The following is a 26,041-nucleotide window of genomic DNA, read 5'->3' as shown; positions in this document are numbered from 1 at the left end:
GGAGGCGGCTATGCGATGCGTTCCTGTCCTATCGGTTTCGCTGCTAGCCCTGCTGCTGACCGCGTGCGGCCAGTCGTCCGAGGAACAACGGGCCGAGAACCTGGCCGACGCCTTGGCCGCCGATCCCGTCCGGCTCAAAGCGTTGCGTGCGCAGTGCGCGGATGACCGGCAGGCCGTGGGCGAAGACGATTGCCGCGCCGCCGCCGACGCCTTCCGGCGGCGCTTTTTCTCCGGTCAGGCCGGGCCGGACGAATACCGGACGCTGGCCGAGCTGCCGCCGATTCCGGCGAGCTTCGATGAACCCATGGGAGAGGACGCGCTATGAACGACGTGACCATCATCGACCGCTTCCTCGATACGTTCTCGCGCTACATCGACTCGGGTTTCGGTCTGCTGCAAGGTGAAGTGGCGTTCTTGACCGCCACGCTGATCGTCATCGACATGACCATCGCCGGACTGTATTGGGCCATGAGCCATGCCAGCGGCCAGGGCGAGGACGTGATCGCCAAGCTGCTGCGCAAGGTGCTCTACGTCGGTGCCTTCGCCTACATCATCGGCAACTTCAACTGGCTGGCCGGCATCGTGTTCCGCTCGTTCGCCGGGCTGGGCCTGACGGCCACCGGCTCGGCCATGACGATGGAGAACTTCCTGCAACCGGGGCGGCTGGCCAAGACTGGCATCGACGCCGGCGCGCCGATCCTCGACCAGATCGGCGACATGGCGGGCTTCCCCGAAGTCTTCGTGAACATCGACCCCATCGTGGTGATGTTTCTCGCCTGGCTCACCGTCATCCTGTGTTTCTTCGTGCTGGCGATCCAGCTTTTCATCACGCTGATCGAGTTCAAGCTGACCACGCTGGCCGGCTTCGTGCTGGTGCCGTTCGCACTCTGGAACAAGACCTCGTTTCTCGCCGAAAAGGTGCTCGGCAACGTGGTGTCGTCGGGCATCAAGGTCTTGGTGCTGGCCGTCATCGTCGGCATCGGCTCGGGCCTGTTCGCCGAGTTCCAGGTTCACCCCGACGAGCCCTCCATCGATCATGCGCTTGTCGTGATGCTGGCCTCGCTCGCGCTGTTGGCGCTGGGCATCTATGGGCCAGGCGTCGCAAACGGCCTTGTGTCCGGTGCGCCGCAGCTTGGCGCAGGCGCGATGGCCGGTGCCGCCGTCGGTGCCGCCGGCACGGCCGTTGCCATCGGTGCTGCCGCAACCGGGGTAGGTGGCGCCGTAGTGGCCGGCGCACGCATGGCACCCGCCGCAGCCAAGCTGGCCGGCGCCGGTGCGCGGGCCGCCACCTCGGCGGCCGGTAGCGCCCGCTCGGCATTCCAGGCCGGTTCCGCCGCTGCGGGCGGCGGGGCCAAGGGCGCAATGGCCGGCTTGGGCAATGTCGCCAGGACCGGCGCGCAGTCTGCCGGGCGCAGCGCTGCATCCGGCGCGTCCGGCGCTGCGCAGAAGATGACCGGCTCTTTCCGTGCTGGATGGAACGGCACAGAGGCCGGTGGCGGCGCTGCGTCCGGTGCGGCTGGCTCCGGTCAGGCGGCCGCCGACGGCGCCGCCAGCTCGCAGAAGCAAGAGCAGCCCGCCTGGGCCAAGCGGATGCACCGCCGCCAGCAGATCACCCATGCCACGACCACTGCCGCACACACGTTGCGCGGTGGCGATGGCGGCGGCTCCGGGCAAGGCCCGAGCCTGCGCGGCTCCGACGACTAAAGGGACTCACAAGGAGAACTAACCATGCGATTCAAACGACCGCAGGTGCGCTATGCCGATACGCCGCAGCCTGCCACTCCGTATCAAGCCGCCGCACAAGTGTGGGACGAGCGCATCGGCTCATCGCGCGTACAGGCGAAGAACTGGCGGCTGATGGCCTTCGGCTGCCTCACGCTCGCGCTGCTGATGGCCGGCGGCCTGGTGTGGCGCTCGGCGCAGTCCATCGTGACCCCCTACGTCATCGAAGTCGATCAATCCGGCCAGGTGCGTACCGTGGGCGAGGCCGCCACGCCGTACCGGCCCGCCGATGCGCAGATCGCGCATCACCTGGCGCGCTTCGTGACGCTGGTGCGCTCGCTGTCCATCGACCCCATCGTGGTGCGGCAGAACTGGCTCGATGCCTATGACTACACCACCGACAAGGGCGCGGCCGTGCTTAACGACTACGCGAGCAAGAACGATCCGTTCGCCCGCGTCGGCCGCGAGTCGGTGACGGTGCAGATCACCAGCGTCACGCGCGCCAGCGATGCCTCGTTCAACGTCCGCTGGACAGAACAGCGGTTCGTCAATGGCGCGCCCGCTGGTACCGAACGCTGGAACGCCGTGCTTTCTACCGTCCTGCAAACCCCGCGCACCGAACAGCGCCTGCGCAAGAACCCGCTGGGGATCTACGTCAACGGCCTGTCGTGGAGCCGCGAACTGGATTCTTCCGAAGGAGCCAAACCATGAATGTGCCTTTCCGCTTTTACGCTTTCGTGCTGATGTCCGCGGCCACAACGTCGTCATTGCCGGGCTGCGCCTCGCAAGGTAAGCCGCCGCCGACCATCTCGCTCGATGAGCCGGTGCAGGCGCAGCCGCTGCCCGAACCGCCCAAGCCGGTCGAAATTGTCGCCGTGCCCGAGCCGCTGGCGCTGCCGGCGCAGTTGAAGCCGCTGCCGGAGGTTGACGAGGCAGCGACCGTGCCGGAGCCGACCGACGAGAAGGTGCGCGTATCGCGCGCCAATGCAGAAGCGCGCATCGCGCCGACCCGCGAGGGCTACGTCAATGCGATTCAGGTGTGGCCGTACAGCGACGGCGCGTTGTATCAGGTCTATGCGGCGCCGGGGCGCGTCACCGTGGTTTCGCTCCAGCCCGGCGAGGAACTGGTGACGGTCGCCGCTGGCGACACTGTGCGCTGGATCGTCGGCGACACGTCCAGCGGCAGCGGCGAGGCGTTGCGCGTCAACGTGTTGGTCAAGCCCACCCGCTCGGGCCTGAAAACCAATCTGGTCATCACCACCAGCCGGCGGACGTACCTGCTGGAACTGACCTCAACGGAAAAGGTATGGATGGCGTCGGTGTCATGGGACTACCCAAAAGACCGGATGCTGGCCTTGCAGCGCCAGTCGCAGGCGGCCAGCGCCGCCGCGCCGGTCGATACCGGCCTGGCGCTGGAGAAGATCCGCTTCCGTTACGCGATCAGCGGCAGCAATCCGCCGTGGAAGCCGCAGCGCGCCTTCGACGATGGCGAGAAGGTCTATATCCAGTTTCCGCCTGGCATCGCCCAGGGCGAACTGCCGCCGCTGTTCGTCATCGGCGCGCAGGGTGACGGCCAGCTCGTCAACTATCGTTTCCGTTCGCCGTACTACATCGTGGATCGCCTCTTTGGTGCGGCCGAACTGCGCCTGGGCGGCGATGGTGGTGACGTGGTGCGGATCGAGCGCACTGACGGCGTGACGCGGAGGAACTGATCATGAGCCAGGACGACACTCCCGACCTCGCCGCGCCGCAGGCGGCGGGCAAGATCGTGCCCGAGGCGGTGGCGCTGCGTGCCCAGCCGCGCCCGGTCACACGGTTGAGCCGGCGCACGCTGGCCATCCTCGCCGGCGGCCTGTCGGTCGCCGTGCTCGGCGCGCTGATGTGGTCGCTGCAACCGCAGCGGCGCGGGGCCAACGAGCAGACCGAGCTTTACAACGTCGATCGCGTCTCCAAGTCCGAAGGACTGGACGCGCTGCCGGCGGACTATTCCAAGCTGCCGCCGGCCTCGCCGGCCTCGCCGCCCACGGTGCCCACGGTGCCCGAATTGGGGCCGCCGCTGCCGGGCGATCTTGGTCCGGCCATCGTGAAGTCGCAGCAGCCGGTGACGGCCGCCTACGCGGCCCCTGACAACGACCCGAACGATGCGCTGCGCAAGGAAGCCGAAGCGGCCGCGGGTTCATCGGTGTTCTTCCGCTCTGGCACGCAAAAGGCCGCGCCGGTGGCGCAGTCGCAGGCCGCCGCTGCGCCGGGCTTCGCCGCCAATTCGGCGTTCGATCCGATGGCGGCCGGGCCGGCCTCCACAGCGGCGCAACCCGCCGACCCCACCGCCGTGCAGAACCGGCAAGACCAGAAAGAGGCATTCCAGAAAACCGGAACTGCGAAAACCCGTAATTCCGGCAATCTGCAAATGCCGGCTTCGCCGTATCAGGTGATGGCCGGGACAGTCATCGCCGGCGCACTGGTGACGGGCATCAAGTCGGATTTGCCGGGCGATGTGATCGCCACGGTAACGGAGCCTGTCTATGACACGGCTACCGGGCGCTTTTTGCTGATCCCGCAGGGTTCGCGCATTCTGGGCCGCTACAACAGCCAGGTGAGTTACGGGCAGAGCCGCGTGCAGGTGGTGTGGAACCGGATCATCCTGCCCGACACGTCTTCGCTCACGCTCGACAACCTGGTCGGAGCCGACCCGGCCGGCTATGCCGGGCTGGAAGACAACGTGGACTACCACTGGGGCCGCATCTTCGCTGGCGCGGCGTTGACCACGCTGCTGGGCGTCGGCGCCGAGCTGGCCGCGCCGGAGAACCGCCAGAACGGTGATCGCGTCATCATCGCCGGGCGCGACAGCGCGCAAGACAGCATCAATCAGGTCGGCCAGGAGATAACCCGGCGCAACATGAACATCCAGCCGACGCTGACCGAGCGGCCGGGCCTGCCGGTTCGCATCATCGCCAACCGCGACTTGGTGCTGCGGCCCTACCAGCCGTTGTTCTTCAATCGGGGGGCTTCACAATGAGCGCGACCAAGAAGCTGCGGCTGGGGCCGCTACCGAAAACGGAATCCACGAAGCTGACGTTTGCCTGCCCGGCCAGCCTGAAAGCCGACCTCGACCGATACGCAGTGCTGCACGAGCAGGCGTATGGCGAGGCCGTCGATGCAGTGACGCTGATCCCGCACATGCTGGAGGCGTTCATCGCCGGCGACCGGGGATTCAGGAAGGGAGGCGCGGCCAAGGCCGCGCCTCCGAAGCCAAGCTGACGATGCCGCTTCCCCTTGTCCTGGATAGCTGCGGGCTGGTGTCAATCGTACCCCTGCCAGCTCACCCCGGTCCCCTACCGCGACACACTTATGTGGCTCCCTTGGCCCAAAATCTGCTACCACGTGTCACCGAAAGCAGAGCTAATCCACTGTTCTGTAGAAGATTTAGGGGGCGCTTCAATTTCGATAGGGACTTAAAGTTGAGCAGCAAGTCGATCTCTCGAACAGCATGCCCCAATTTGTGAATTCCGACTCAGTTGGCTTGCTCTGGGACGCGGGTCGTCGACGCTAGTCAGCCCAATCTGCAATCAGCCGTTCGTTACTCTTAGTCGCTCGACCAGCCCTTTTTAAATACATCACGTAAAACGGCTCGTGTTCCTTCGTCAGCCGCGTTTACACCGCTCGCCCAGGTGACCGCCAGTGCCCCCAGAAAGATGTCTCGCCCACGCAGCGTTCGACGCGCATGACCGTCATTCTGTGCTGCCTGCAGGATAGCCTCGGTTGTCTCGATGACCTGTAGGCATGTCGGGGTCAACGCGGAATCGACCTGGCAGGCCGCCCGCAACGGCTCCGGAAGGCCGTGATAAGCCAGCATCCAGTCGCCGAGCGCGTCAATCCAGCGCTCCAGTGCCCGCCCGGTATTGGTTTCCTGCGCCACGATGGTCGCCCGTCGTTCGTCCAGGCTTGCATGATGACGACTGAGCAGGCTCGCTAATATCGCTTCTTTGCTCGGAAAATGTCGATACAGGGTGCCTGGGCCTACGCCCGCTTTTTTGCCGATCGCATCCATCGACACCTCGATGCCTTCTTCGGCAAACGCTTGTCGCGCTATATCAAGGATATGCGTTCGATTGCGCTGGGCGTCCTTGCGCGGTTCGCGAACGGCTCTTGTGTCAAACATGGCGATTCTTGACTCCTTGAGTACCGGAGGGACTCTCCGTATAATTTAAGGCAGGTGCAGCCCAACACGATAAACGGTGTGGTCTTGCCATCCAACATGAATGCACCTTCGGTAAGCGACGCGAGGATAAGATGACCAGACAGATGACGATAGGCATGCATTTTGGCAACGGCTATGGTTCACAGCCGGGCGCATGGCGGATGCCCGGCGTGTCTCCGACGGCTTACACCAGTGTCGATGCGATGGTGCGTCATGCCCAAGCTGCCGAGCGGGGCAAGTTCCAGTTCCTGTTCGTTCCCGATTTTGCAGCGTTGATGGGCGATGTTGAGACTGAATCTCCGATGATCACCATGGATCCGATGATGGTGCTTGCGGCGGTCGCGCGCGAAACCCAGCGGATCGGGATGGTCGCCACCGGCTCCACCACGTTCAACGAGCCCTACAACCTGGCCCGCCAGTTCAAGGCCTTGGATCTCATGAGTCAGGGCCGCGCCGGGTGGAACGCGGTGCCTACCAGCGATCCTGCCGCGGCCGCCAACTATGGCCGCCAGGTGCTGCCTCGCGGCGAGCGATACGAGCGGCTGCATGAATTCATCCAGATCGTGCAGGCCCTGTGGGGAAGTTGGGAACAAGGCGCCTGGATCCATGATCAGGCGTCCGGTCGTTTTGCAGACGCGGCCAGGATAAAGCCGATTCATCTACGCGGCCGGCATGTCGGTTCCAGAGGCCCCTTGCCGCTTCCGCCATCGCCGCAGGGACAGCCGGTGATTTTTCAGGCGGGAGGCGGAGGCAACGGTCTGGAAGTAGCCGGACGCTACGCCAGCGGAGTGATAGGGGCGACCTACACCATTGAAGAAGCCCGCGCGCAGCGCACAGCGCTACGCGACGCTGCCCAGCGCGCGGGCCGCAATCCGGACGAAGTGAAGTTCTTTCCTGGTCTGATAACCACGATCGCCGCCGACCGACGCGCTGGCCTGGATCGCCGGATTGCACTGACCGGCCGCCACTTCGCGCAGCGCGTTGGGTATCTGGGCCAGATGCTCGGCCTGCACCTCGATCCGGCCCAGCTCGACCAGCCACTTTCCGCAGCGCAACTGGCGTCGGCGCGACCATCGCCGGGCGATCCCCGCTCGCCGCATGCACTGATGATCGCGCGTCAGGGCTGGTCGGTAAGCGATGTACTGGCCCATGGCGTGATCGACTATCACCCGGTCATTGCCGGGCCTGCCGTGGAGGCCGCCGATCACATGCAGGAATGGTTCGAAGCCGGCGCAGCCGATGGCTTCTGGATATCACCGGACGTATACGACGACGGAATCGATGCCTTCGTCGATGGCGTTGTGCCGATCCTTCAGGATCGCGGATTGTTCCATCGGGAATATGAGGGAAGCACCCTGCGCGAACACCTTGGCGCACCCGCACAGTACGGCGTCGATTCGCGTCTAAAGCATTGAGATAACTAAAAATCATTTGAAAGGAACCGTTATGAACATCGGCGTCATCGGAGCGAGTCTCGCTGAATAGCGGCCCGGTCGATCATCAGCAGGTCGTACGCAACCGCGAGGTAACCGCATCGCGGTGACCAAGCAATCAAGCAATCAACTTTTCAAGCGAAAGGAAAAATGATCATGAAGATAGGCATTCTGGGCACTGGCAATATCGGCACAACGCTCGTGCGCAAGTTGAGCGAGGCCGGTCATGAGATCAAGGTGGCCAATTCCCGCGGCCCCGAGACGATCGATCCACTGATTCTGACCCCCGGTGTCCGGGCAACGACCGCCCAGGACGCGGCGAAGGACGTGGACGTGATCATTCTCTCGATCCCATTTGCGCGCCACTCGGAGATCAAATCTCTCCTTGCGGGCGTCCCCGAGGACACCGTGGTGATCGACACCGCCAACTACTATCCGATGCGCGATGGCGTCATTGATGCCATCGAAGCCGGACAGGTGGAAAGCCTCTGGGTGGTGGAGCAACTCGGCCGACCGATTGCCAAGGCTTGGAACGCGATCGGTGCACGTGCCTTCGCTGAATTGGGTGCGGCGGCCGGAAGCCCTGAGCGGATCGCCATTCCCGTGGCCGCTGATCGGGCGAGGGACCGGGAAGTGGCGATGCGCCTGGTCGAGGAGACCGGGCTGGATGCGTTCGACGCGGGCCCGCTCTCGGAATCCTGGCGTCAGCAGCCCGGATCGCCGGTCTACTGCACCAATCTCAAAAAAGGCGATATGGGAGCCGCGCTGGCCTCGGCGGAAAAATCACGTCTGCCCAAGCGGCGCGATCTGGCGTCTGCGGTCATCCAGGAGCGCTTTGGCCTGGAGAACATCAGCAATAGCCCAGCTGAAACCCTTGTCGCGTTGAATCGTGCCATTTACATGTAAGCCTTCCTATCGAAGACTTTTTGGATGAGATCCCTCACCCTTTTGCATGAAGAACCCACGCCTTAGGAAATCATCGTGGAACGTGCCAGATTTTTCCGCACTGCGCAGGCGACTGGCAACTACGACAAGGCTCTTCAGATGCTTTCCGCGTAGAAGGTTCCTGACTGAGGGAGGCTAAGACATACAGCTCGATATGCCGCTGGCACTTGTGTCAGATATGTGCGGCGTCCTGACTACATCTTAAAGTCATTCGATAATCACTAACTACATATATATTGGGGAGCTTTATGCCAAATAAGCGCGTCAGTCTTTACCTCGCTGGATTAACCCTGGCGGCTGGCGCCGTTGGCCCGGTGCAAGCCGCTACGCCTAGCGGGCAGGACGGCGAGGCTGGGCGCTGCGCTGCGCTCAAGAATATCAATCTTGGGCCAGACATCAGCGTGACCAGCGCGACATTGGTTCAAGCCCCTTTCAAGATTACCGAGCCTGATTACGGGAGCGGGGAGGTGAAGCCGCCGCCACCCACCACAAAGCCATTTTGCCGGGTGGAGGTCCTCGCCAAGCCTGACCAGTCCGAGATCTATTACGAGGCGTGGCTGCCTGTGCGGGCAAACTGGAACGGCCGCTTCTATGGGGTAGGCGCGGGCGGGTTCGGCGGTGCCATATCGCTCAGCGGTCTGTCGAAGGCGATGGATCAGGGCTATGCGGCCATGGCGACAGATTACGGCCATCGCTCTGCGCCCGCTTCGTTGATGTGGGCCGCAGGGCAGCCGCAGAAGGTTGCCGATTTCGGTTATCGGGCGGTCCATGTCTCGACGACTGGCGCGAAGCGGATCGCAGCGTCTTTCTACGGCAAGCAGCCTGACTATTCCTATTGGAACGGCTGTTCACGCGGTGGCTCGATGGGGATGGTCAACGCCCAGCGCTGGTATGAGGATTATGACGGGATCGTCTCGGGCAACGCGGCGCGGGACTGGGTCCGGGGGCTGACATCGGGATCCGCCTATATTCTGCGGCAGGTGCGCGATCCGGCGGCACGCATCCCACCGGCGAAAATTCCGTTCATTCACGCTGCGGTGCTGCAACAGTGCGACGCAAGGGACGGTTTGAAAGATGGCCTGATCAGCCAGGCCGATCAATGTAAGGTCGATACGAAAAAGCTTCTATGTACGGGCGGCGATCGAGACGACTGCCTTACCAAAGGGCAAGCCAGTGCTCTTGACGAGATCTACACGGGTGTCCGCAAGAAAAATGGCGACCGGCTCGCCGACCCCTTTATGCCCGGGGCCGAGCAGGAACTTATGTTTTTGGGGGCGACGAGCTTTGCGCCAGGTGGTTCTTGGGGAACATCCGCGAACGCCGAATTCTGGTCGGGTTTTGTCTACGAGGACCCAGCCTACGATCCGGGCAAGTCGCTCGAGCTGGAAGAAGGTTATGACTACGCCATGAAGAAGCTGAGCTGGGCGCTAAGCCACCAAAATCCGGACCTCTCGTCGCTCAAGCGTGCCGGGGGCAAGCTGATCATGTATATGGGTGAAGCCGACCCGCTGCTTTCACCTGTCGCAGCGACGGAGTATTACCAGGATGTCGTTAGGACCATGGGGCAGACGTCGGCAGATGAGTTCGTGCGCTACTACGTTGCTCCGGGGGTAGGCCATTGCTCAGGCGGCGATGGTCCCGACGTCTTCAACATGCTCAAGCCAGTGCAGGATTGGGTGGAGAAGGGGATTGCGCCAGCAGAGGTCATCGCGTCGAAGCTCAACAAGCAAGGCCAGGTCGTGCGCACCCGTCCGCTCTGCCCCTTCCCGCAGATTGCGCGCTATGACGGCAAGGGCAGCATCGATGACGCGGCAAGCTTCTCCTGCGGCTCGCCTGATTAAGGCACATCCCTTGGCCTCGGCTGCGACCACTGCATGAAGACACGGGCGTCCAATCGCCAGATTGGCCACCTGCCTACTCAACCATGGGGAACGCTTGAACTTCTTGCGAATCGCGGGGCCGGTTACCGACCGCAGCAGGATGCTGCATCGCCGGCCGCTGACGCCAAGATTCGGCCAGCAGGCCTGCGTCAAGGGAGCCGAAATCGGCCGCATCGAACAACTCACTGGCGATCGCCTTGTGCCCTTCGTCGTCGACAGCTACGGCGGTTGCCAAGCGACTCGAAGCAACCTTAGGATTGCCCGACTTGGCAATCGTTTCTGAATCGTCCAGGCCTTCGTAACCGGCAGACCGATCGTTGCCGAGACCTAAACGCTCTCGGGAGTTGCATGGTCGGTTTTATGAATGCGGCTATCGCGCATGCCGGGGTAGTCGTTGCTCGTGTCGATCACAACCATGACGTTTGGAACATCATCGAGTACACGCTTAGGCAGCTAGGCGATTCCTGCGGCTGGAATCAACAAATTCACGCCGACAATCGCGCCAGACACAGTTGGCGGTTCAAGGTCATTGAGCTGTGGAAACTGCCGCACGCCTTCGGCGCTGGTGTCATTTGCAAGAAGGACATCCTGCCTAACCGTGTCGCCAGGCATTTACAGTGCGATGAACTTCGCCATTGCAGTCTCGGGACGAAGCTCCGGATCGGGTCAAGCGGAAGACGTAGGCTCGGTCTTCAACTGCCCGTCGGGCCTACGCCGGGGCGGCATAGAGCGGCAGATGGGCTGCCGATTTTTTCCTGGCGCATTGCGAGGTGTTCACTGCGTATGGTCGCAACACGAATAAATTGAGGCAGGGGCGTCCTTGACAGAGGCTTTACTGAGACACGAACAGCGGAATGGAAGCTCCTGCAAGCAAGGTTCTCGTGACCCCGCCCATCAATGACTCTGTCAAGCGTGCGTGGCTATAAGCACCGAAGACGACCAAATCTACGCCGGAGGCCGCTGCATAGTTGAGGATGACATCGGCAACTCGAGCGCCTTGGGCCGGTAGACGCACAAGTTCCACGCGCACATCGTGACGAGCAAGAAACGAGGCCATGTCCGCACCAGGTTCGTCTCCAAGGAGATCTGAGGTTCTCTCCGGGTCGACGATCAGAAGCTTGACCTCCTCTGCCTTGGTTAGCAAGGGCAGTGAGTCAGCAATGGCACGCCGTGCCTGTCTGCTGCCGTTCCAAGCGACGACAATCCTTCGACCGATTTCTCGATCCTGCCATGCACGGGGAACGATCAGGATAGGGATTCCAGAATGTCGAAGCATCGACTGCGCCGACCAAGTTTGCGGGGTCCCGGGGATATCTGGGCTAGCCAGAACCAAGAGGTCGCAATAGAGAGCGTGGAGTGACGATTCGCTGCTTGACTCAACATATGAAATAACCCGAAGCTCGCCATCCACGCCGTGCTGCTGCACCGCCTTGGTGAGGTTTTGGCCGCAGTTCAGCACTCTGGCGGCCATGGAGGATTGACGCAAAGCTACAACCTCTGTCAGAGCTCCACCCTTGGCAAACCCGTCATGTATTGGAACAGGGTCATGATTGAGTGCCGTCACGCCGATGAGGTGGCCGCCTTGTCGGCCGGCCAATCGCGCGGCTGCGTCTAGGACGTGCAGTCCGTAGTGGCTCTCGTCAAACAGAACGGCGATGTCTTTCATGGTGGGCATTCTTCTCGTTCCAAAGAGGATCGGTGTTGACTGGCGTGGCTAACGCCGGCCGGCCTGCGTGTAAATAGAATGATCATTCTATTACGGCCAATCGTACTACAATTAGCCGCGACATGTGGTCTCATTTCCCGGGCATAGAGGTTCCATTCATGGCAAAGATCGGTGACACTCCGGCAGGAATTGACAAGGCTGAGGCTCGACGCCAGCAGGTGCTTGAGGCGGCTTCGGTGTGTTTCCGCAAGAACGGGTTCCACGGCACGAGCATCGCGCGCATCTCGGACGCGGCCAAGATGAGCCCTGGCCACATCTATCATTACTTTGCTAACAAAGACGCTATCGTTGAGGCCATCGCCAAGCGAGAGGAGCACGACATTTCTCAATTGGCGCGAAAGCTTGAAGTCGATAAGATTGGTGGGACCATTGCGGAGCGTCTCATGAGACTGGTCGATGACTCGGTCGACAGATTTGTGGATCCGCAATATGTCCAACTCCATCTTGAACTAGCGGCAGAAGGCGCGCGAAATCCCCAGATCAACCGCATTCTGCGCCAGTCCGACTCAGTGGTCGTTCGGCAGTTCCTTGCAGCAGCCGAGAAGGTGGGGCTTCCAGATGGGGTTGACCGCGCTGAGATGAAGGCGCGAATGATGATCGTCTCAGCGGTCTTTAATGGCCTGATGCTACGGGCAACGACGGGCCAGATGCCTGACCGAAAAGTCCTAGTCCGCATTCTAAAGGGCGTGATCCAAAGCATAGTCGAGGGCAATGATGGTCATCGCTGAAAGCTGATGCACCAGTAGTTGCGAAACGCACAGCCCCAAGCCGAAAATGTGCTCGCTGGTGCGCGCGTATGGTCTGGCTCGTGAGAGATTACTGGGCGACCAGTCATGTGGAGAAGCTGGGTGGGCAGCCGGCTCGTTCCTCCGAGACGGCCTTTCTCAAATCTTGGTGTGACCGACCACGGCCATGCTCTGCGGTCGCTGCACGTTGAGCACGCAACAAAGCAGGGCCGTGGACTTGCTAGGGCAGGGCAGCGATCACCCTATGGCTCGAACGGAGCCGCGTCGAATCAACTGCACCGGCAAGACGATCTGGCTGGCTGGCGCTGCACGATCGCGCATGGCCATTTGGAGCGAGCTGAAAGCCCACCGTGCCTGCTCTCGGAAATCCTGGCGCAGCGTTGTCAGCGACAACGTCTCGCTTGATGCGGCCGGGATGTCGTCAAACCCGATGATGGAAACATCGTCGGGCACTCGCAGCCCCAGAGCATTGAGCCCGTTGATGGCCCCAATGGCGATGAAGTCGTTGGCGGTAAAGATGGCCGTCGGAGGGTTAGGGCGTTGCATAAGGGCGTGGACGCCCTTCCAGCCCGATTCTGTGTCGTTGCGAGCCAACTGAAGCACAGGTTCCAAGCCTGCCTCAGCCATGACTGTCAAGTAGGTGTCTCGGCGCTCTGCAACCGCTGGTTCCGGCCCACCGCCGATGTGCGCGATGTGGCGATGCCCAAGCTCAATCAGGTGTCCAACGGCGATTCGAGCGCCCGCCTCGTCGTCTACGCTGATAGTCGAAATGCCGGGTGTAGAGACTTTGCTGCCCAAGAAGACGCAGGGAAGGCGTCGGGCCAGCTCGCTCAGGGCGCTTTCGTTGAAGGGAGTGCTGATTAGGAAAAGCCCAGCCGCGCGAAGCGAAGTAAAGCGATCTCCTTCGGCCAAGCTGGATGCATCGTCCAAAGCACGCAAGGAAACGACCGAATCCATTCCAGCCCTCATCAGCTCGCCGTCCAAGGCTTGGGCCAGCTGCATGTGGAAGGGGTTCATGGGCTCGCCCACCACCAAGCCCACAGTGTTGCTGTGCGCGGACGCCAAGCTGCGAGCAACGAGGTTGGGCCGGTAGCCCAGTGCGGCGGCGGCCTTTACCACTCGATCGTGGGTTGCAGGGCGCACGTTCGCATCTCCCCGAAGCGCCCGGGAGACCTGAGCGCGCGACATTCCAACAGCCTTTGCGACGTCCTCAAGCGTGGCGTATCGGCCCACGAATGCTCCTGTTCAGCTCCAACGGCGCCCGGAAGGATATCGGGATTGCGGTCAATGTGTCGAGGCGAAAGATTTGACACCCCATTGCAGCTGGCCTATCGTCACCCGTACGGCAAATGGTCGCGCTCTCATTTTGGCGTATACGCTCTAGTCGCGGTGCGGTTTGGTACAGCGTTGAGGGGGTTGGGCTGACTCTTGTGGCAGCGGCCCTTTTTTCTTGGTTTAAAATGATCGCGCTCTCATAGTGCCGGGCAGGACGGAATGAACGAAGAATTCAGCGGTATTAAGTGGCGGAAGCAATCGGCTTCGCGCCGGGCGTTCCTGGGCGTTTCGCTGCTGGGCCTAGCTGGGGCGGTCGCTGCCGGAGGCATACGCTGGTCAGGCCAGCCGCTCACCTCTGGCGATAGAACCGCAATGCCCAAGGGCTTTTTAGAGGCCTCGCGCCTCCTGACTGGCCACCCAATCCAGCCTCCGATGGCCGAGGAGGCCTGGGCGGCGCTGTGTTCTCGGGAAAAGGGCTTTGAGGCGCGGTTCGCCAAGCTTGATGCAGCACTTCGACAAGGCAAGCTCACGACGATGGCCGGCTGGCAGCAATCGCCGGTATTTGCCGACGCCGCCCTCAAGGTTACCGCCCTGGCTATTGTCAGCGCATGGTACTTGGGCGTGGTAGGCGAGGTGATGGATCGTTCGGAGGACGGCCCAGCATTTATTACATACGAAGGAGCGCTGATGTGGCGTCCGACCATGGATGTCACGGTGATTCCCACCTATGCCAGGGGAGGGCCTGGATTCTGGAAGGACAAGCCCCCAGCGTCCTGACCGACTGACTCCCCTCCTGCTCTCCCCAGCTGGAGCGTTCGACCGCTCCGGAGCCAAGAACAACCCATGGCACAGACACTTTACGATGCCGACGTCATTGTCGTCGGATCCGGCGTTATCGGCGGCGTGGCCGCCCACAACCTTGCCCGGCAAGGAAAGTCCGTCATCCTTCTTGAGGCAGGTCCGCGCGTTCCACGTTGGAAAATCGTGGAAGCGTTCCGCAACTCGGGCAACGTCAGCGCGAACGGTGGCAACCGCAACCAGCCCTATCCCAATGAGGAATGGGCGAGAACGTCATTTAACCCTGGCTACATTGAAAACAGCGGGCCCGTAGAGTACATCCCGGGCATGCTTCGACTGGTGGGGGGAACGACTTGGCACTGGGGTGGTGCCTGCTGGCGCATCCTTCCCAACGATTTCAAGCTCAAGTCGCTTTACGGCGTTGGCCGCGACTGGCCGCTGAGCTACGACGACTTGGAGCCTCACTACTCCCGGGTGGAAGTGGAAATGGGAATCTCAGGGGATGACGACGCGGACTACAGCGGCCACAACGCCGCCCCATACCCCCCGCGAAGCATTCCGTATCCCGTGCGTCCGCAGGAGCTGAGCTACTACTCCCAACGCTTTGCACAACGGGTGGCAGTGGGGGGATATCCCTTCACTTACCAGCCCAACGGACGAGCGACCGATCCCTACGGCGAGCGCCCTGCGTGCGTGGGCAACAACAACTGCTCGCCCATCTGCCCTATCGGGGCCCAGTACAGCGGCGATCGGCATTCAACGATGGCGGAAAGGGCAGGCGCGAAGCTGATTGACAACGCAGCGGTCTATCGGATCGAGAAAGGCCCGGACGGACGAAAAATCGTGGCCGTGCATTACCACGATCCGCACGGCAACAGCACACGGCTGACGGCGCGGTACTTCATCATCGCTGCGCACGCCATCGAGACCCCGCGGCTGCTTCTGCTGTCCGACGTAGCCAACTCGTCGGACATGGTTGGGCGCAACCTCATGGACCACAACGCGTTCTCGCTCAATCTGCTGGCCGACGAGCCCCTGTGGTCTGGCCGTGGTCCCGTGCAGCAAGGCGACGTGTTGAAGTGGCGAGATGGCCCATGGCGGTCCAAGCACGGTGCCATCCGCTACGAAATCGGGAACTTTGTGGGGAATGTGCCGATCACCCAGAGATTGCTCAGCGAAGGAGTCATGGGGCCTGAGTTGGACGAGCGCATCCGCCACATGGCTGCACGTTGGACGCCCATTTCTTCAAACATTGAAAGCCTTCCCGACCCAAGTAATCGTGTTTCGCTGCATGGTCGGAACCGGGACAAATTTGGCCTTCCGCTGCTGGACATCCATTACAGCGTGGACGACTACGTTCGGGCGGCCGGAGAGGTCGTCAAGCTGGACTTCCTCAACTTCCAGAAGCTCCTCGGTGCCGAGGTGTTCTCGAAGAACACCTCGGTATGGGAGAACCGGGATCACCCGATGGGCACGGTCATCATGGGCGAGAGCGCCAGGGATTCTGTGGTCAATCACGAGTGTCGAACGCACGATCACGAGAACCTGTTCTTGGCCACCACAGGCGTCATGCCTGCGTCGCAAGCCAACAACCCAACCATGACCGGAGCCGCTCTGGCGATGCGTTCGAGCGACATCATCGCAAAGGAGATTTGAAGTCATGGAGAGAATGACAGCATTGATGCCGGTGGCGCTCGTAGTGGGGGCCTTCCTTACGTTCAACGCGGCGGCCGCTGATTCCGTTCAGGACGCCGCGCTGATTAAGCGCGGAGAGTATGTCGCGCGCGCGGGCGATTGCATCGCCTGTCATACAAATGGGACGAGTGGGAAGCCGTTTGCGGGGGGCTACACCATTGAATCGCCCATGGGGACGATCTATGCCACCAACATCACGCCCTCCAAAGTCGCCGGAATCGGGCGTTGGTCAGAGGAGCAGTTCGCCCGCGCGGTGCGCCAGGGCGTCGCGGCCGACGGTCGTCGCCTCTACCCAGCGATGCCCTACACGGACTACGCAGGAATTAGCGACGACGATATTCATGCGCTGTATGCCTACCTCAACGCACGGGTGGAGCCCGTCGATACCGAGGCCGCGCACGTTACCGATCTCGGGTTTCCATTTAAGTTTCGGGGCTTGATGTGGGCATGGAACTTGCTGTTCCTGGACAAGCCCGACACGTCCGCAAAGGCCCCGGCGACTGACGACACAGTGCAACGTGGGCGATACTTGGTTGATACCCTGGGTCACTGCGGCAGCTGCCACACGCCTCGCAATGCACTAATGGCGAGCGATAACAGTCGGTACCTCTCCGGCGGCGAAGTGGCGGGGTGGGTGGCGCCAAATATCACGTCCGATCCCATCTCCGGCATCGGTGGTTGGTCGGAAGACGAACTGGTGAAGTATCTCTCCTCAGGGCACGTGCCGGGCAAGGGACAAGCGGCCGGCGGCATGGCCGAAGCCATCGAGCACAGCCTCCGTCATTTGGATGAGAGCGATCTCCAGGCCATGGCCATGTATCTGAAGCAAGTGCCTGCTGCTTCGGTAAAAGGGGAAAAGCGGCCCGCTTACAGCTACGGCCCTGCGGCGCTACCCGCCGGCTACAACTTCGATGACCCCCAGAGCCATCGCAGCCTTGAGGACGCCGCCAGGACCACGCCGAATGGTAAGGAACTGCTGGCCAGCCGCAGTTACACCGAGTACGACAGGGTCACCGACGGCGCTCGACTGTATGCCAATGCCTGTGCCAGTTGCCATCAGCCCAATGGCCAAGGCACAGGCGACAATTACTACCCCTCGCTCACCCACAATACGACCGTTGGAGCATCCACGCCGAACAATCTAGTGATGACCATTCTGGACGGCGTGCATCGACAGGGATCAGACGGGCCGACTGCCATGCCTGGCTTTGCGCACGATATGACCGATGAGCAAGTGGCTGCGGTGGCTAATTACGTGTCTCAACGGTTCGGCAACCCAGAGATGCGCGTGACAGCGGAAGAGGTGACCGTGCTTCGCGCGGGAGGGCCGGTGCCGCTGATTCGCAAGCTGGTCCCATGGCTCGCTGCTGCCGGTGCGTTGGCCCTCGTTCTTGTTGCATGGCTGGTGTTTCGCCGCGTGCGGAGGCGCCCTCGCGAGCAGGGCTGTCTGACGTGATCAAACGGACGTCCCGTGGGCTTTGCTCGCTGATAGCGTTGGCTTCTCCATCAGCCTGGGCAGCCACTGGCGGTGCTGAGCAGGATCGGTACCTCTTCGGGGATTGGGGTGGCAGCGGTTCGAGATTTGCAGAACGAGGTGTCGATCTCGCGATGCGATATACCAGCGAGGACGTTAAAACGTAGGACGCGCTGGGCCATCAGCGGGAGCGCACGCGGGGCAGCTGAGCCTGTCTGCGACGCTGGAGCTGTACGAGCTGTGGGGATGGCGGGGCACTGAGCTGAACATTGCAATGTCTCACCGGGACGGGGACAACCTGCAGGACAGAGGGTTGAAGTCTTTGCTTCAACCTCAAGAGACGTACGGCCGTGGGCAGACTTGGCGCCTGGGCGGAATGTGGATCGGGCAGCATGCTCCATTGCGAGCATTGGTCGCGGCTACATGGCTTCTGTTAAGCAAGCTTGATGGGGGTCGCGGTCGTCCTCATTGCACGTGTGCGCCTTAACGTCGGCCTCAACTCGGCCTTGGTTTCATGTGTCAATCACTGATCGTGCCGACATGGACGTAGGCGCTCAGGATGGCATCAAAGATTTGAGCACCGTCGCGTTCAAGATCAAAAACGTTTGGTTCCAGCATCGCGCTGTACATGAGGCCGGACAGGCAGCACATCATCGTGCGTGCAACATCCGCCGGGCTTACCCCTTTGCGTAGTTGACCCAGTGACGCAGCTCTTTCGAAGACGCGGGCGACGATCTCCCGCTCTTCCGTCAACAGCCTGACCTGCAGAGACTGCAAGGCTCGACTCTCGTCGCTCAGATCGCTGCGCATCAAGACTTCTACCATGCTGCGTAAGCGCGGCTGTTCGGCCACCTCTTTTACGGACAACAGCAGCGCTGCCCTGAGCGCGCTAGTGGGGTTGGGCTGCTCAGTGGACGCGACTGCTCGAAGTCTGTCAGCGAAGGGGACGTGCTCACGGCTAACCAGCTCTTGGAGAATCTGGGTCTTGTTCTCAAAGTGCCAGTAGATGGCGCCGCGGGTATAGCCGGCGCGCGTTCCGATCATCGCCAAGGTAGTACCCGGTACACCGTGCTCATGGAAACAATCCAAGGCAGCTTCTAGGATCCTGTCCTTGGTCATTTGGGCGTCCTCCTTGGTTTTTCTAGCCATACGTGCCCTCAAATGCGGGATACAGAAAACCAATCATAGCGCTTTGCGTACATCCATGCGTGTATGTATAGTTGCGTGCTGAAATTAGTCCGTTAGCCCCGGGCTGCGGTTCATCTCAACTAGCAGCGTGCCTCAAGCGCGCGTTTTCGTTTGTCACCTTTACGTCATTGCGGAGCCCTCCCCATGTTGCAAAAGCACCTTCTCCTGCCTTTGGCGCTTGCCGTCAGCATTGTTCTATCGGCCTGCGGCGGCGAGGTAGAACAATCTCAAGGCGGGCCGATTCCGGTCACCATAGCTACTCTGAAAGCCGAGCAAGTCGGATTGACCCGTGAACTGCCTGGGCGCACAAGTCCTTTCTTGATCGCCGAAGTTCGGCCCCAAGTGAACGGCATCGTTGGAAAGCGACTGTTCACCGAAGGTGGACTGGTCGAGGCAGGGCAGGCGCTATACCAACTTGATGACGCGAGCTACCGTGCGCAGGCAAACAATGCGCGGGCGCAATTGGCTCGAGCAGAGGCCACCGCCAACGCATCACGCCTTAGCGCCAAGCGCATCACTGCTCTCGCGCATGTGGACGCGGTCAGCCGCCAGGACTTGGAGAACGCAGAGGCAGCCGAAAAGCAGGCCGTTGCGGACGTAGGTGCTGCAAGGGCATTGCTGGATGCAGCCAATGTCACCCTTGGTTTTGCGCGCATCACCGCCCCGATCAGCGGCCGCATCGGCAAGTCTAGCGTGACCCAAGGTGCGCTGGTGAGCGTCGGACAGGCGGACGCACTGGCAACTATCCAACAACTGGATCCGATCTACGTTGATCTGACCCAGTCCGCATCCGAACTACTGCAATTGCGACGTGAAATGGCGGCCGGACGTCTGAAGGACAACCAACAGACCCCGGTTACTATTCTGCTCGAAGACGGCACGGAGTTCCCGCAGAAGGGTTCACTGGAATTTTCTGAAGTTAGCGTGGACCCGACGACCGGCAGCTACGGGCTGCGTGTGAAAGTGGACAACCCCGACCAGGTGTTGATGCCCGGAATGTACGTACGAGCCGTGATCGGCGGCGGCGTGCGTGACAACGCACTCATGGTCCCGATGCAGGGAATCGCGCGGGATGCCAAGGGTGAGACAACTGCAATGGTTGTCCGCCAGGACAACAAGGTGGAAGCGCGGAGAGTCAAGGTAAGCGCAGCGATCGGTGACAAATGGCTGGTCGAAGACGGCCTGAAGGCCGGCGACAAGGTAATCGTCGAGGGGCTTCAGAAGATCCAGCCCGGCGCGACTGTCCAAGCCACCGAACGCGGCGCGGCACCGACGCAATCCTCAGCGGATGGACAGGACGCGCAGCCTACCCAGGCTCCAGCTCCGGCACAGCAGCAGTAATCGGAGACCTAAATGGCACGTTTCTTTATCGATCGCCCTATCTTTGCGTGGGTCATCGCGATCATCATCATGCTTGCAGGCGCCCTGTCGGTGACTCAGCTTCCGGTGTCGATGTATCCGGAAGTCGCCCCGCCCGCCGTCGAGATCAGTGCCACGTACCCTGGTGCCTCGGCCAAGGTGGTGGAAGACTCTGTTACCCAGATCATTGAGCAGAACATGAAGGGCCTCGACGGCCTGATCTACTTCTCATCCAACAGCTCGTCCAATGGACGCGCTACTATCACACTGACATTCGAAAGTGGCACCGACCCTGATATCGCACAGGTGCAGGTCCAGAACAAGCTGCAGCTTGCGATGCCATTGCTGCCGCAGGACGTGCAGCGGCAGGGTATCAACGTAGCCAAATCAAGCAGCGGGTTCCTGCAGGTCCTAGGATTCGTTTCCAACGACGGCAGCATGGACGCCAACGATATTGCCGACTACGTCGGCAGCAACATCGTTGACCCCCTCAGCCGCGTCCCGGGCGTTGGCACCATCCAGGTGTTCGGCGGCAAGTACTCGATGCGCATCTGGTTGGACCCAAACAAGCTGCATACCTACAAGTTGTCGGTGGATGAGGTCATCGCGGCCATCACCGCGCAGAACGCCCAGGTGGCCATTGGCCAGCTTGGCGGCTCACCTGCGATCAAGGGCCAGCAGCTCAACGCAACCATCAATGCGCAGGACCGTCTGCAGACCCCGGAACAGTTCCGCAAGATCCTGGTCCGCGGTGGTACCGACGGTAGCGAACTGCGCCTGAGCGACGTGGCCCGCGTCGAGCTGGGCGCTGAGACCTACGATTTCGTCACCCGCTACAACGGCAAGCCGTCTTCAGGCATCGCCATTTCGCTGGCAACCGGCGCCAATGCGCTGGAGACCGCCGAGGGTGTCAATGCGGTCATGGACGATCTGAAGAGCAACTTCCCGGCTGGCCTGGAAGTGGTCGTCCCCTATGACACCACGCCGTTCGTCAAGGTATCGATCAAGGGCGTGGTAAAGACCCTGATCGAAGCCATCGTGCTCGTGTTCGTGGTGATGTACCTGTTCCTGCAGAACTTCCGCGCCACCTTGATTCCCACCATCGCCGTGCCTGTGGTGCTGCTGGGCACCTTCGGCGTACTGGCTGCACTTGGCTTCTCGGTCAACATGCTGACCATGTTCGCGATGGTGCTGGCCATCGGCCTGCTGGTGGATGATGCGATCGTCGTGGTGGAAAACGTTGAACGCATCATGGCCGAAGAGGGGCTTTCCCCGTTGGAGGCCACGCGCAAGTCTATGGACCAGATCACGGGTGCGCTGGTGGGCATCGGCCTGGTACTGTCGGCGGTGTTCGTGCCGATGGCCTTCATGAGCGGTTCGACCGGCGTGATCTACCGGCAGTTCTCGGCGACGATCGTGTCGGCGATGGCGCTGTCGGTGCTGGTGGCGATCGTGCTGACCCCCGCGCTGTGCGCGACCATGCTCAAGCCACTGAAGAAGGGCGACCACCATGTGGCACACAAGGGCTGGTCGGGGCGCTTCTTCGGTGGATTCAACCGCGGTTTCGACCGGTCTAGTGAAAGCTACCAGCGCGGCGTCAAGGGCATCCTGGCACGGCCGTGGCGTTCGATGGGCATCTTCGCCGCGCTGGTGATCGTAATGGGCGTGATGTTCATGCGCCTGCCGAGTTCCTTCCTGCCCAATGAAGACCAGGGCATCTTGATGGCACTGGTGCAGACCCCGGTCGGTGCAACCCAGGAGCGCACGCTGGAATCAATTGCGCGCATGGAAGATCACTTCATCAACGATGAAGCGGAGGCAGTGGAGTCCATCTTCTCGGTGCAGGGCTTCAGCTTTGCCGGCATGGGCCAGAACGCCGGCATGGCGTTTGTGAAGCTCAAGGACTGGAAGGATCGTAATGACGATCAGGGTGTGGGACCGATCACCGGTCGTGCGATGGCCGCGCTATCGCAGGTCAAGGATGCGACCATCTTTGCGTTCCCGCCGCCGGCCATGCCTGAGCTGGGTATCGGCTCGGGTTACACCTTCTTCCTGAAGGACAACAGCTCGCAGGGGCACGAAGCGCTACTTGCCGCGCGCAACCAGTTGCTGGGCGGCGCTGGGCAAAGCAAGCTGCTGGCCAATGTCCGACCCAACGGACAGGAAGACACCCCCCAGCTGCGAATTGATGTGGATGTGGAAAAAGCCAATTCGCTCGGCCTGTCCACCGCATCGATCAACAGCACGCTGGCCGCCGCGTGGGGCAGCAGCTATATCGATGACTTCATAGATCGTGGTCGCGTCAAGCGCGTGTATGTTCAGTCGGATGCGGAGTTCCGCATGAACCCGGATGATTTCAACGTCTGGTCGGTCAAGAACATCGCAGGTGATATGGTGCCGTTCAGTGCCTTCGCCACCAAGCGTTGGGATTACGGCTCACCGCGCCTGGAGCGTTACAACGGCGTGCCGGCGATGGAAATCCAGGGCGAGCCGGCGACAGGCGTGTCGTCGGGGGATGCCATGCTCGAGATCGAACGGATTGCGGAGGACCTGCCGGCTGGCTTCGAAATCGAATGGACCGCGTTGTCCTACCAGGAGCGGCAGGCCGGCTCGCAAACGCCGTTGCTGTATTCGCTGTCCCTGCTGATCGTGTTCCTGTGCTTGGCTGCCCTTTATGAAAGCTGGAGCGTACCAACCTCGGTTCTCCTGGTCGCGCCGCTGGGTATCCTGGGCGCGGTGCTGGCCAATACGTTCCGTGGTATGGAGCGTGATATCTACTTCCAGGTTGCCATGCTGACGACGGTCGGGCTTACTTCGAAGAACGCGATTCTTATCGTCGAGTTCGCCAAGGAGAACATGGAGCGCGGCGTCGGCTTGATGGAGGCTACCCTGCATGCGGTGCGTGATCGCCTGCGCCCCATCATTATGACCTCGCTTGCCTTCGGCCTTGGCGTTCTCCCGCTGGCGATTGCCTCGGGTGCCGGTTCGGGAGCGCAGCAGGCCATCGGCACCGGTGTGCTGGGAGGCATGGTCGTCGGTACGGTGCTCGGTCTCTTCTTCATCCCACTGTTCTTCGTGATGGTGCAGAAGCTGTTTAATCGCAACCTGCGCAAGAGAAGGGCGAAGGATCCAGCGGTGGACGGATCACCCGATGCCTAGGATGTGAACCCATCGGGGACGGTGACCGATGGTCGGCGCCGCTCCGCTGTAGCCCTTCATGCGACTGGCCGTCCGCCAGTCAAGAGGTGAACCAATGAAAGCAAATCCCTTGTTGCTGGCGCTTTCCGCCGCGCTTAGCCTGACTAGTTGCGCCACCCTCGTACCCAGTAACACTGACGTGACGCCTGCGATTCCGTCGCAGTGGCCTGCGGGTGGCGTCCAGACACAAACAGCCGATGTCGCTGAACTTGGATGGCGGGATTTCTTCACCGATTTCCGGCTTCAGCAGGTCATTGACCAAGCCATCAGCCATAACCGCGACCTGCGCGTAGCCGTTCTCAATGTCGAGCGCGCGCGCTCCCAGTACCGTATCCAGCGTGCTGATCGCCTGCCCGGAGTGTCGGTGCAGGGGCAGCTGGAGCGCGTAGGGGGCGACATGCCGCTGACCGACCAGTTCACATCGGGCCTTGGGGTCACCGACTTTGAAATCGATCTGTTCGGTCGCGTACAAAACCTGAGCGAAGCGGCGTTGCATCAGTATTTTTCCGTCGCGGCCAACAGGCGCAACGCTCAGTTGAGCCTGGTCGCCGAAACAGCGACCGCTTGGATGACTCTCGGCGCCGACCGCGAGCAGCTCCGCATCGCCGAGGCGACGGTAGCAAGCTACAACGAGTCCCTTCGCCTGGCGCAGGCACGCTTCGAGCGCGGCGGTAGCTCGGCGTTGGAACTGGCACAGACGCGCACCCTTGTAGAGTCTGGCCGCACTGACGCGGCACGGCTCCGTGGGCAGGTTGAACGGGATCGCAATGCGCTTGCGCTGTTGATCGGAAGTGCCGTGGATGAGACATGGCTGCCGGCCACAAGTGAAGAAATTCGCCTCATCGGTGTGTCGCCAGCCCCTGAAGGTATGCCCAGTGATGTTCTTCTGCGACGCCCGGATATCATGGCTGCCGAGCACATCCTGTTGGCGGGCAATGCTAACATCGGTGCCGCGCGCGCCGCATTCTTTCCCAGTATCCGCTTAACAGGATTCTTTGGTAGCGCCTCCGGTGAGCTGTCCGGACTTTTTGAGGGTAATAGTCGCACGTGGAGCTTCCTGCCCACCATCACTTTACCCATTTTTCAAGGCGGACGGCTTCGGGCAGGACTGGCGATGGCCAACGCAGACAGGGACATCGCGCTGGCCCAGTATGAGCGAGCGATCCAGGTCGCCTTTCGCGAAGCTGCCGACGCGTTGGCATTGAGTGCGAGTTTCGATGCACAGCTCACCTCGCAGCAAGCGTTGATGGTTGCTGCGGAACAGTCGAGGGCTCTGTCGCAGGCGCGCTATGACGCCGGACTGGACAGTTTTGTAACCCTGTTGGATGCGCGCCGGACCGCTTATGCGGCACAGCAGAGTCGTCTGCAGACATCTTTGGCACAGCAGGCCAATCGCGTCACCCTGTACAAGGTTTTGGGCGGAGGCTGGTCGCAGACTAGGTCACCAGTTCGGCAAGAAGGGGATGGGGCACCTGCCGGGGTCGCCCCTTAGCCAAACATCTCGCCGCAGGCGCCACTGCATGGGGCCGCTTATTAGGCGGGGGCATCGCTTACGTTTGTAATAGCGACCGCCCCTCCGGCGTCACGTCTTGGGAGGCACAACACAAGGTTTGTCGACTAAGGCGGACAGCCAGCCATGTTCCAAGTGGATGCACTTTCTCAATTGATCTTGTAAGGCGTTAGTGAAGCGATGGCGTCAGTGACCAAGTCCGAATTGCGTGCTTCGCCCAGATCTCGCGGCCCGCAGCACACTTTGAGTGGTGGAAGATAGGATTGCGCTTACAACGTCGGCTGCACGCGGCTTGGGTGTAGATTAAGCGGTTCGCTTCTAAGAGAGTGCCGCGATAGCCGGAGCATGCCGGATCATCAGCTTGCCGCCGGCTGCGCAGCCTTGCCCCGGAATCTCTACCTGAGTCCCTTGTGCCGCACCGATCCAGCCGCAATCGCCGCACACTATTTCTTCCTTAAGGTGGATCAGGCGGTTGCGTAGGCTAAGAGTGCTTCCCACCGCCTCCTGAACAATGCTGGCAAGTCTGCATCTTCGCGCAGGATTGACTCGTTGCGCAGCCGTTCGGCGACGCCATCTATCAGGTCGCTGAGAGTTTCGGAAAGTACCTCAGCGCTGCTCGAACGTGTGATGACTCCGTCTGCCTGGCAGCGCGCGATCAGTACGACCAGCGGCTCCTCCATGATCGATATCCAATCGGCGCAGCGCTGCCGTATTGACGGCAAACGCGCTGCTTCGATCCTGATGAGAAGGCCGAACGCCAGGTTGTCGCGCTCAGTTAGGAAGTCGAACAATCTGCGCGCGGCAGCCTGCAATGCGTGCATTGCCGAGGGTTGGCTGAGTACTGCTTTTCCCATCACAGCCAGCAGCGAGGCTGAATCGCCCAAGGTTTTGTAG

Annotated in this window: 22 protein-coding genes and 1 pseudogene; 17 read left to right on the top strand and 6 right to left on the bottom strand. The window is 61.4% G+C overall.

The window, feature by feature from the left end; translation table 11 throughout:
* The first annotated feature begins 10 nt into the window (after positions 1 to 10).
* From BCL79_RS10050 to BCL79_RS10025, 6 genes are read left to right on the top strand one after another with little or no spacing between them, the layout of a single operon-like run.
* A complete protein-coding gene (locus BCL79_RS10050) occupies positions 11 to 325 on the top strand; it encodes a hypothetical protein (RefSeq protein WP_121040487.1) in 315 nt (104 codons plus the stop codon).
* Positions 322 to 1,704 (top strand): P-type conjugative transfer protein TrbL, encoded by a 1,383-nt coding sequence (gene trbL, locus BCL79_RS10045; protein WP_121040485.1) that lies wholly within the window; start codon positions 322 to 324, stop codon positions 1,702 to 1,704. The genes BCL79_RS10050 and trbL overlap by 4 nt, the downstream gene beginning before the upstream one ends.
* 24 nt (positions 1,705 to 1,728) lie before the next feature.
* Positions 1,729 to 2,433 (top strand): conjugal transfer protein TrbF, encoded by a 705-nt coding sequence (trbF, locus tag BCL79_RS10040; protein WP_121040483.1) that lies wholly within the window; start codon positions 1,729 to 1,731, stop codon positions 2,431 to 2,433.
* A complete protein-coding gene (gene trbG, locus BCL79_RS10035; protein WP_121040481.1) occupies positions 2,430 to 3,434 on the top strand; it encodes a P-type conjugative transfer protein TrbG in 1,005 nt (334 codons plus the stop codon). Before trbF ends, trbG begins: the two co-directional genes overlap by 4 nt.
* Positions 3,435 to 3,436: 2 nt before the next feature.
* Positions 3,437 to 4,738, top strand: a complete 1,302-nt coding sequence (locus BCL79_RS10030) for a TrbI/VirB10 family protein (RefSeq protein ID WP_121040479.1) — start codon at positions 3,437 to 3,439, stop codon at positions 4,736 to 4,738.
* A complete protein-coding gene (locus tag BCL79_RS10025) occupies positions 4,735 to 4,980 on the top strand; it encodes a DUF2274 domain-containing protein (RefSeq protein WP_121040477.1) in 246 nt (81 codons plus the stop codon). The genes BCL79_RS10030 and BCL79_RS10025 overlap by 4 nt, the downstream gene beginning before the upstream one ends.
* A 325-nt stretch (positions 4,981 to 5,305) precedes the next feature.
* Here the strand turns inward: BCL79_RS10025 and BCL79_RS10020 are convergent, their stop codons facing one another.
* Entirely contained in the window at positions 5,306 to 5,881 is a 576-nt protein-coding gene (locus BCL79_RS10020; protein WP_121040475.1) for a TetR/AcrR family transcriptional regulator, read from the bottom strand.
* Positions 5,882 to 6,012: 131 nt separating this feature from the next.
* On the opposite strand from BCL79_RS10020, the gene BCL79_RS10015 reads away from it, so the two are divergent.
* The 3 genes from BCL79_RS10015 to BCL79_RS10005 all read left to right on the top strand — a co-directional run bounded on the left by BCL79_RS10015 (position 6,013) and on the right by BCL79_RS10005 (position 10,139).
* On the top strand, positions 6,013 to 7,335 hold the full coding sequence (locus BCL79_RS10015; protein WP_121040473.1) for an NtaA/DmoA family FMN-dependent monooxygenase: 1,323 nt from the start codon (positions 6,013 to 6,015) through the stop codon (positions 7,333 to 7,335).
* A gap of 135 nt (positions 7,336 to 7,470) precedes the next feature.
* Positions 7,471 to 8,259, top strand: a complete 789-nt coding sequence (locus tag BCL79_RS10010; protein ID WP_259462158.1) for an NADPH-dependent F420 reductase — start codon at positions 7,471 to 7,473, stop codon at positions 8,257 to 8,259.
* Positions 8,260 to 8,546: 287 nt separating this feature from the next.
* The gene (locus tag BCL79_RS10005) at positions 8,547 to 10,139 is read left to right on the top strand and encodes a tannase/feruloyl esterase family alpha/beta hydrolase (protein WP_121040469.1); all 1,593 of its coding nucleotides are present in this window, start codon (positions 8,547 to 8,549) and stop codon (positions 10,137 to 10,139) included.
* Positions 10,140 to 10,212: 73 nt separating this feature from the next.
* Here the strand turns inward: BCL79_RS10005 and BCL79_RS10000 are convergent, their stop codons facing one another.
* Positions 10,213 to 10,413, bottom strand: coding sequence for a hypothetical protein (locus BCL79_RS10000; RefSeq protein WP_121040467.1), 201 nt, complete (start codon positions 10,411 to 10,413; stop codon positions 10,213 to 10,215).
* A gap of 597 nt (positions 10,414 to 11,010) precedes the next feature.
* Entirely contained in the window at positions 11,011 to 11,844 is an 834-nt protein-coding gene (locus tag BCL79_RS09995) for a universal stress protein (protein ID WP_220668901.1), read from the bottom strand.
* A gap of 158 nt (positions 11,845 to 12,002) precedes the next feature.
* On the opposite strand from BCL79_RS09995, the gene BCL79_RS09990 reads away from it, so the two are divergent.
* Entirely contained in the window at positions 12,003 to 12,632 is a 630-nt protein-coding gene (locus BCL79_RS09990; protein ID WP_183073716.1) for a TetR/AcrR family transcriptional regulator, read from the top strand.
* A 255-nt stretch (positions 12,633 to 12,887) separates the two neighbouring features.
* On the opposite strand, the gene BCL79_RS09985 is transcribed toward BCL79_RS09990, so the two are convergent.
* Positions 12,888 to 13,883 (bottom strand): LacI family DNA-binding transcriptional regulator, encoded by a 996-nt coding sequence (locus BCL79_RS09985; protein WP_220668900.1) that lies wholly within the window; start codon positions 13,881 to 13,883, stop codon positions 12,888 to 12,890.
* 261 nt (positions 13,884 to 14,144) lie between these two features.
* On the opposite strand from BCL79_RS09985, the gene BCL79_RS09980 reads away from it, so the two are divergent.
* From BCL79_RS09980 to BCL79_RS20590, 4 genes and pseudogenes are all read left to right on the top strand, one after another.
* Positions 14,145 to 14,702, top strand: coding sequence for a sugar dehydrogenase complex small subunit (locus tag BCL79_RS09980; RefSeq protein ID WP_121040459.1), 558 nt, complete (start codon positions 14,145 to 14,147; stop codon positions 14,700 to 14,702).
* A 66-nt stretch (positions 14,703 to 14,768) separates the two neighbouring features.
* Entirely contained in the window at positions 14,769 to 16,379 is a 1,611-nt protein-coding gene (locus tag BCL79_RS09975) for a GMC family oxidoreductase (protein ID WP_121040457.1), read from the top strand.
* A gap of 13 nt (positions 16,380 to 16,392) precedes the next feature.
* Positions 16,393 to 17,874 carry a c-type cytochrome gene (locus tag BCL79_RS09970; protein ID WP_121041302.1) on the top strand — a complete coding sequence of 494 codons (1,482 nt, stop codon included), beginning with the start codon at positions 16,393 to 16,395 and terminating at the stop codon, positions 17,872 to 17,874.
* Between the two features lie 217 nt (positions 17,875 to 18,091).
* Positions 18,092 to 18,379: pseudogene (locus tag BCL79_RS20590) on the top strand (carbohydrate porin); the annotation flags it as partial.
* Between the two features lie 32 nt (positions 18,380 to 18,411).
* Here BCL79_RS20590 and BCL79_RS09960 read toward each other — a convergent pair.
* Positions 18,412 to 19,011 (bottom strand): TetR family transcriptional regulator, encoded by a 600-nt coding sequence (locus tag BCL79_RS09960; RefSeq protein ID WP_183073715.1) that lies wholly within the window; start codon positions 19,009 to 19,011, stop codon positions 18,412 to 18,414.
* Between the two features lie 213 nt (positions 19,012 to 19,224).
* On the opposite strand from BCL79_RS09960, the gene BCL79_RS09955 reads away from it, so the two are divergent.
* From BCL79_RS09955 to BCL79_RS09945, 3 genes are all read left to right on the top strand, one after another.
* On the top strand, positions 19,225 to 20,421 hold the full coding sequence (locus tag BCL79_RS09955; protein WP_121040451.1) for an efflux RND transporter periplasmic adaptor subunit: 1,197 nt from the start codon (positions 19,225 to 19,227) through the stop codon (positions 20,419 to 20,421).
* A gap of 12 nt (positions 20,422 to 20,433) precedes the next feature.
* Positions 20,434 to 23,598 carry a multidrug efflux RND transporter permease subunit SmeE gene (gene smeE / locus BCL79_RS09950; RefSeq protein ID WP_121040449.1) on the top strand — a complete coding sequence of 1,055 codons (3,165 nt, stop codon included), beginning with the start codon at positions 20,434 to 20,436 and terminating at the stop codon, positions 23,596 to 23,598.
* Positions 23,599 to 23,692: 94 nt separating this feature from the next.
* Entirely contained in the window at positions 23,693 to 25,129 is a 1,437-nt protein-coding gene (locus BCL79_RS09945) for an efflux transporter outer membrane subunit (RefSeq protein ID WP_121040447.1), read from the top strand.
* Between the two features lie 482 nt (positions 25,130 to 25,611).
* Here the strand turns inward: BCL79_RS09945 and BCL79_RS09940 are convergent, their stop codons facing one another.
* Positions 25,612 to 26,031, bottom strand: a complete 420-nt coding sequence (locus BCL79_RS09940) for a hypothetical protein (protein WP_147433884.1) — start codon at positions 26,029 to 26,031, stop codon at positions 25,612 to 25,614.
* Between the last annotated feature and the right edge of the window lie 10 nt (positions 26,032 to 26,041).

It is taken from the genome of Stenotrophomonas rhizophila (assembly GCF_003651185.1).
In the GTDB taxonomy this organism is placed as follows: domain Bacteria; phylum Pseudomonadota; class Gammaproteobacteria; order Xanthomonadales; family Xanthomonadaceae; genus Stenotrophomonas; species Stenotrophomonas maltophilia_Z.
Note: the sequence above shows the minus strand (reverse complement) of the source record. Positions and strands in the feature narration are given on the sequence as shown.

Coding starts and splice junctions, on each gene's coding strand:
- BCL79_RS10050 (WP_121040487.1), top strand. CDS start 11: ATGCGATGCGTTCCTGTCCTATCGGTTTCGCTGCTAGCCCTGCTGCTG.
- trbL (WP_121040485.1), top strand. CDS start 322: ATGAACGACGTGACCATCATCGACCGCTTCCTCGATACGTTCTCGCGC.
- trbF (WP_121040483.1), top strand. CDS start 1,729: ATGCGATTCAAACGACCGCAGGTGCGCTATGCCGATACGCCGCAGCCT.
- trbG (WP_121040481.1), top strand. CDS start 2,430: ATGAATGTGCCTTTCCGCTTTTACGCTTTCGTGCTGATGTCCGCGGCC.
- BCL79_RS10030 (WP_121040479.1), top strand. CDS start 3,437: ATGAGCCAGGACGACACTCCCGACCTCGCCGCGCCGCAGGCGGCGGGC.
- BCL79_RS10025 (WP_121040477.1), top strand. CDS start 4,735: ATGAGCGCGACCAAGAAGCTGCGGCTGGGGCCGCTACCGAAAACGGAA.
- BCL79_RS10020 (WP_121040475.1), bottom strand. CDS start 5,881: ATGTTTGACACAAGAGCCGTTCGCGAACCGCGCAAGGACGCCCAGCGC.
- BCL79_RS10015 (WP_121040473.1), top strand. CDS start 6,013: ATGACCAGACAGATGACGATAGGCATGCATTTTGGCAACGGCTATGGT.
- BCL79_RS10005 (WP_121040469.1), top strand. CDS start 8,547: ATGCCAAATAAGCGCGTCAGTCTTTACCTCGCTGGATTAACCCTGGCG.
- BCL79_RS09995 (WP_220668901.1), bottom strand. CDS start 11,844: ATGAAAGACATCGCCGTTCTGTTTGACGAGAGCCACTACGGACTGCAC.
- BCL79_RS09990 (WP_183073716.1), top strand. CDS start 12,003: ATGGCAAAGATCGGTGACACTCCGGCAGGAATTGACAAGGCTGAGGCT.
- BCL79_RS09980 (WP_121040459.1), top strand. CDS start 14,145: ATGAACGAAGAATTCAGCGGTATTAAGTGGCGGAAGCAATCGGCTTCG.
- BCL79_RS09975 (WP_121040457.1), top strand. CDS start 14,769: ATGGCACAGACACTTTACGATGCCGACGTCATTGTCGTCGGATCCGGC.
- BCL79_RS09970 (WP_121041302.1), top strand. CDS start 16,393: ATGACAGCATTGATGCCGGTGGCGCTCGTAGTGGGGGCCTTCCTTACG.
- BCL79_RS09960 (WP_183073715.1), bottom strand. CDS start 19,011: ATGACCAAGGACAGGATCCTAGAAGCTGCCTTGGATTGTTTCCATGAG.
- BCL79_RS09955 (WP_121040451.1), top strand. CDS start 19,225: ATGTTGCAAAAGCACCTTCTCCTGCCTTTGGCGCTTGCCGTCAGCATT.
- smeE (WP_121040449.1), top strand. CDS start 20,434: ATGGCACGTTTCTTTATCGATCGCCCTATCTTTGCGTGGGTCATCGCG.
- BCL79_RS09945 (WP_121040447.1), top strand. CDS start 23,693: ATGAAAGCAAATCCCTTGTTGCTGGCGCTTTCCGCCGCGCTTAGCCTG.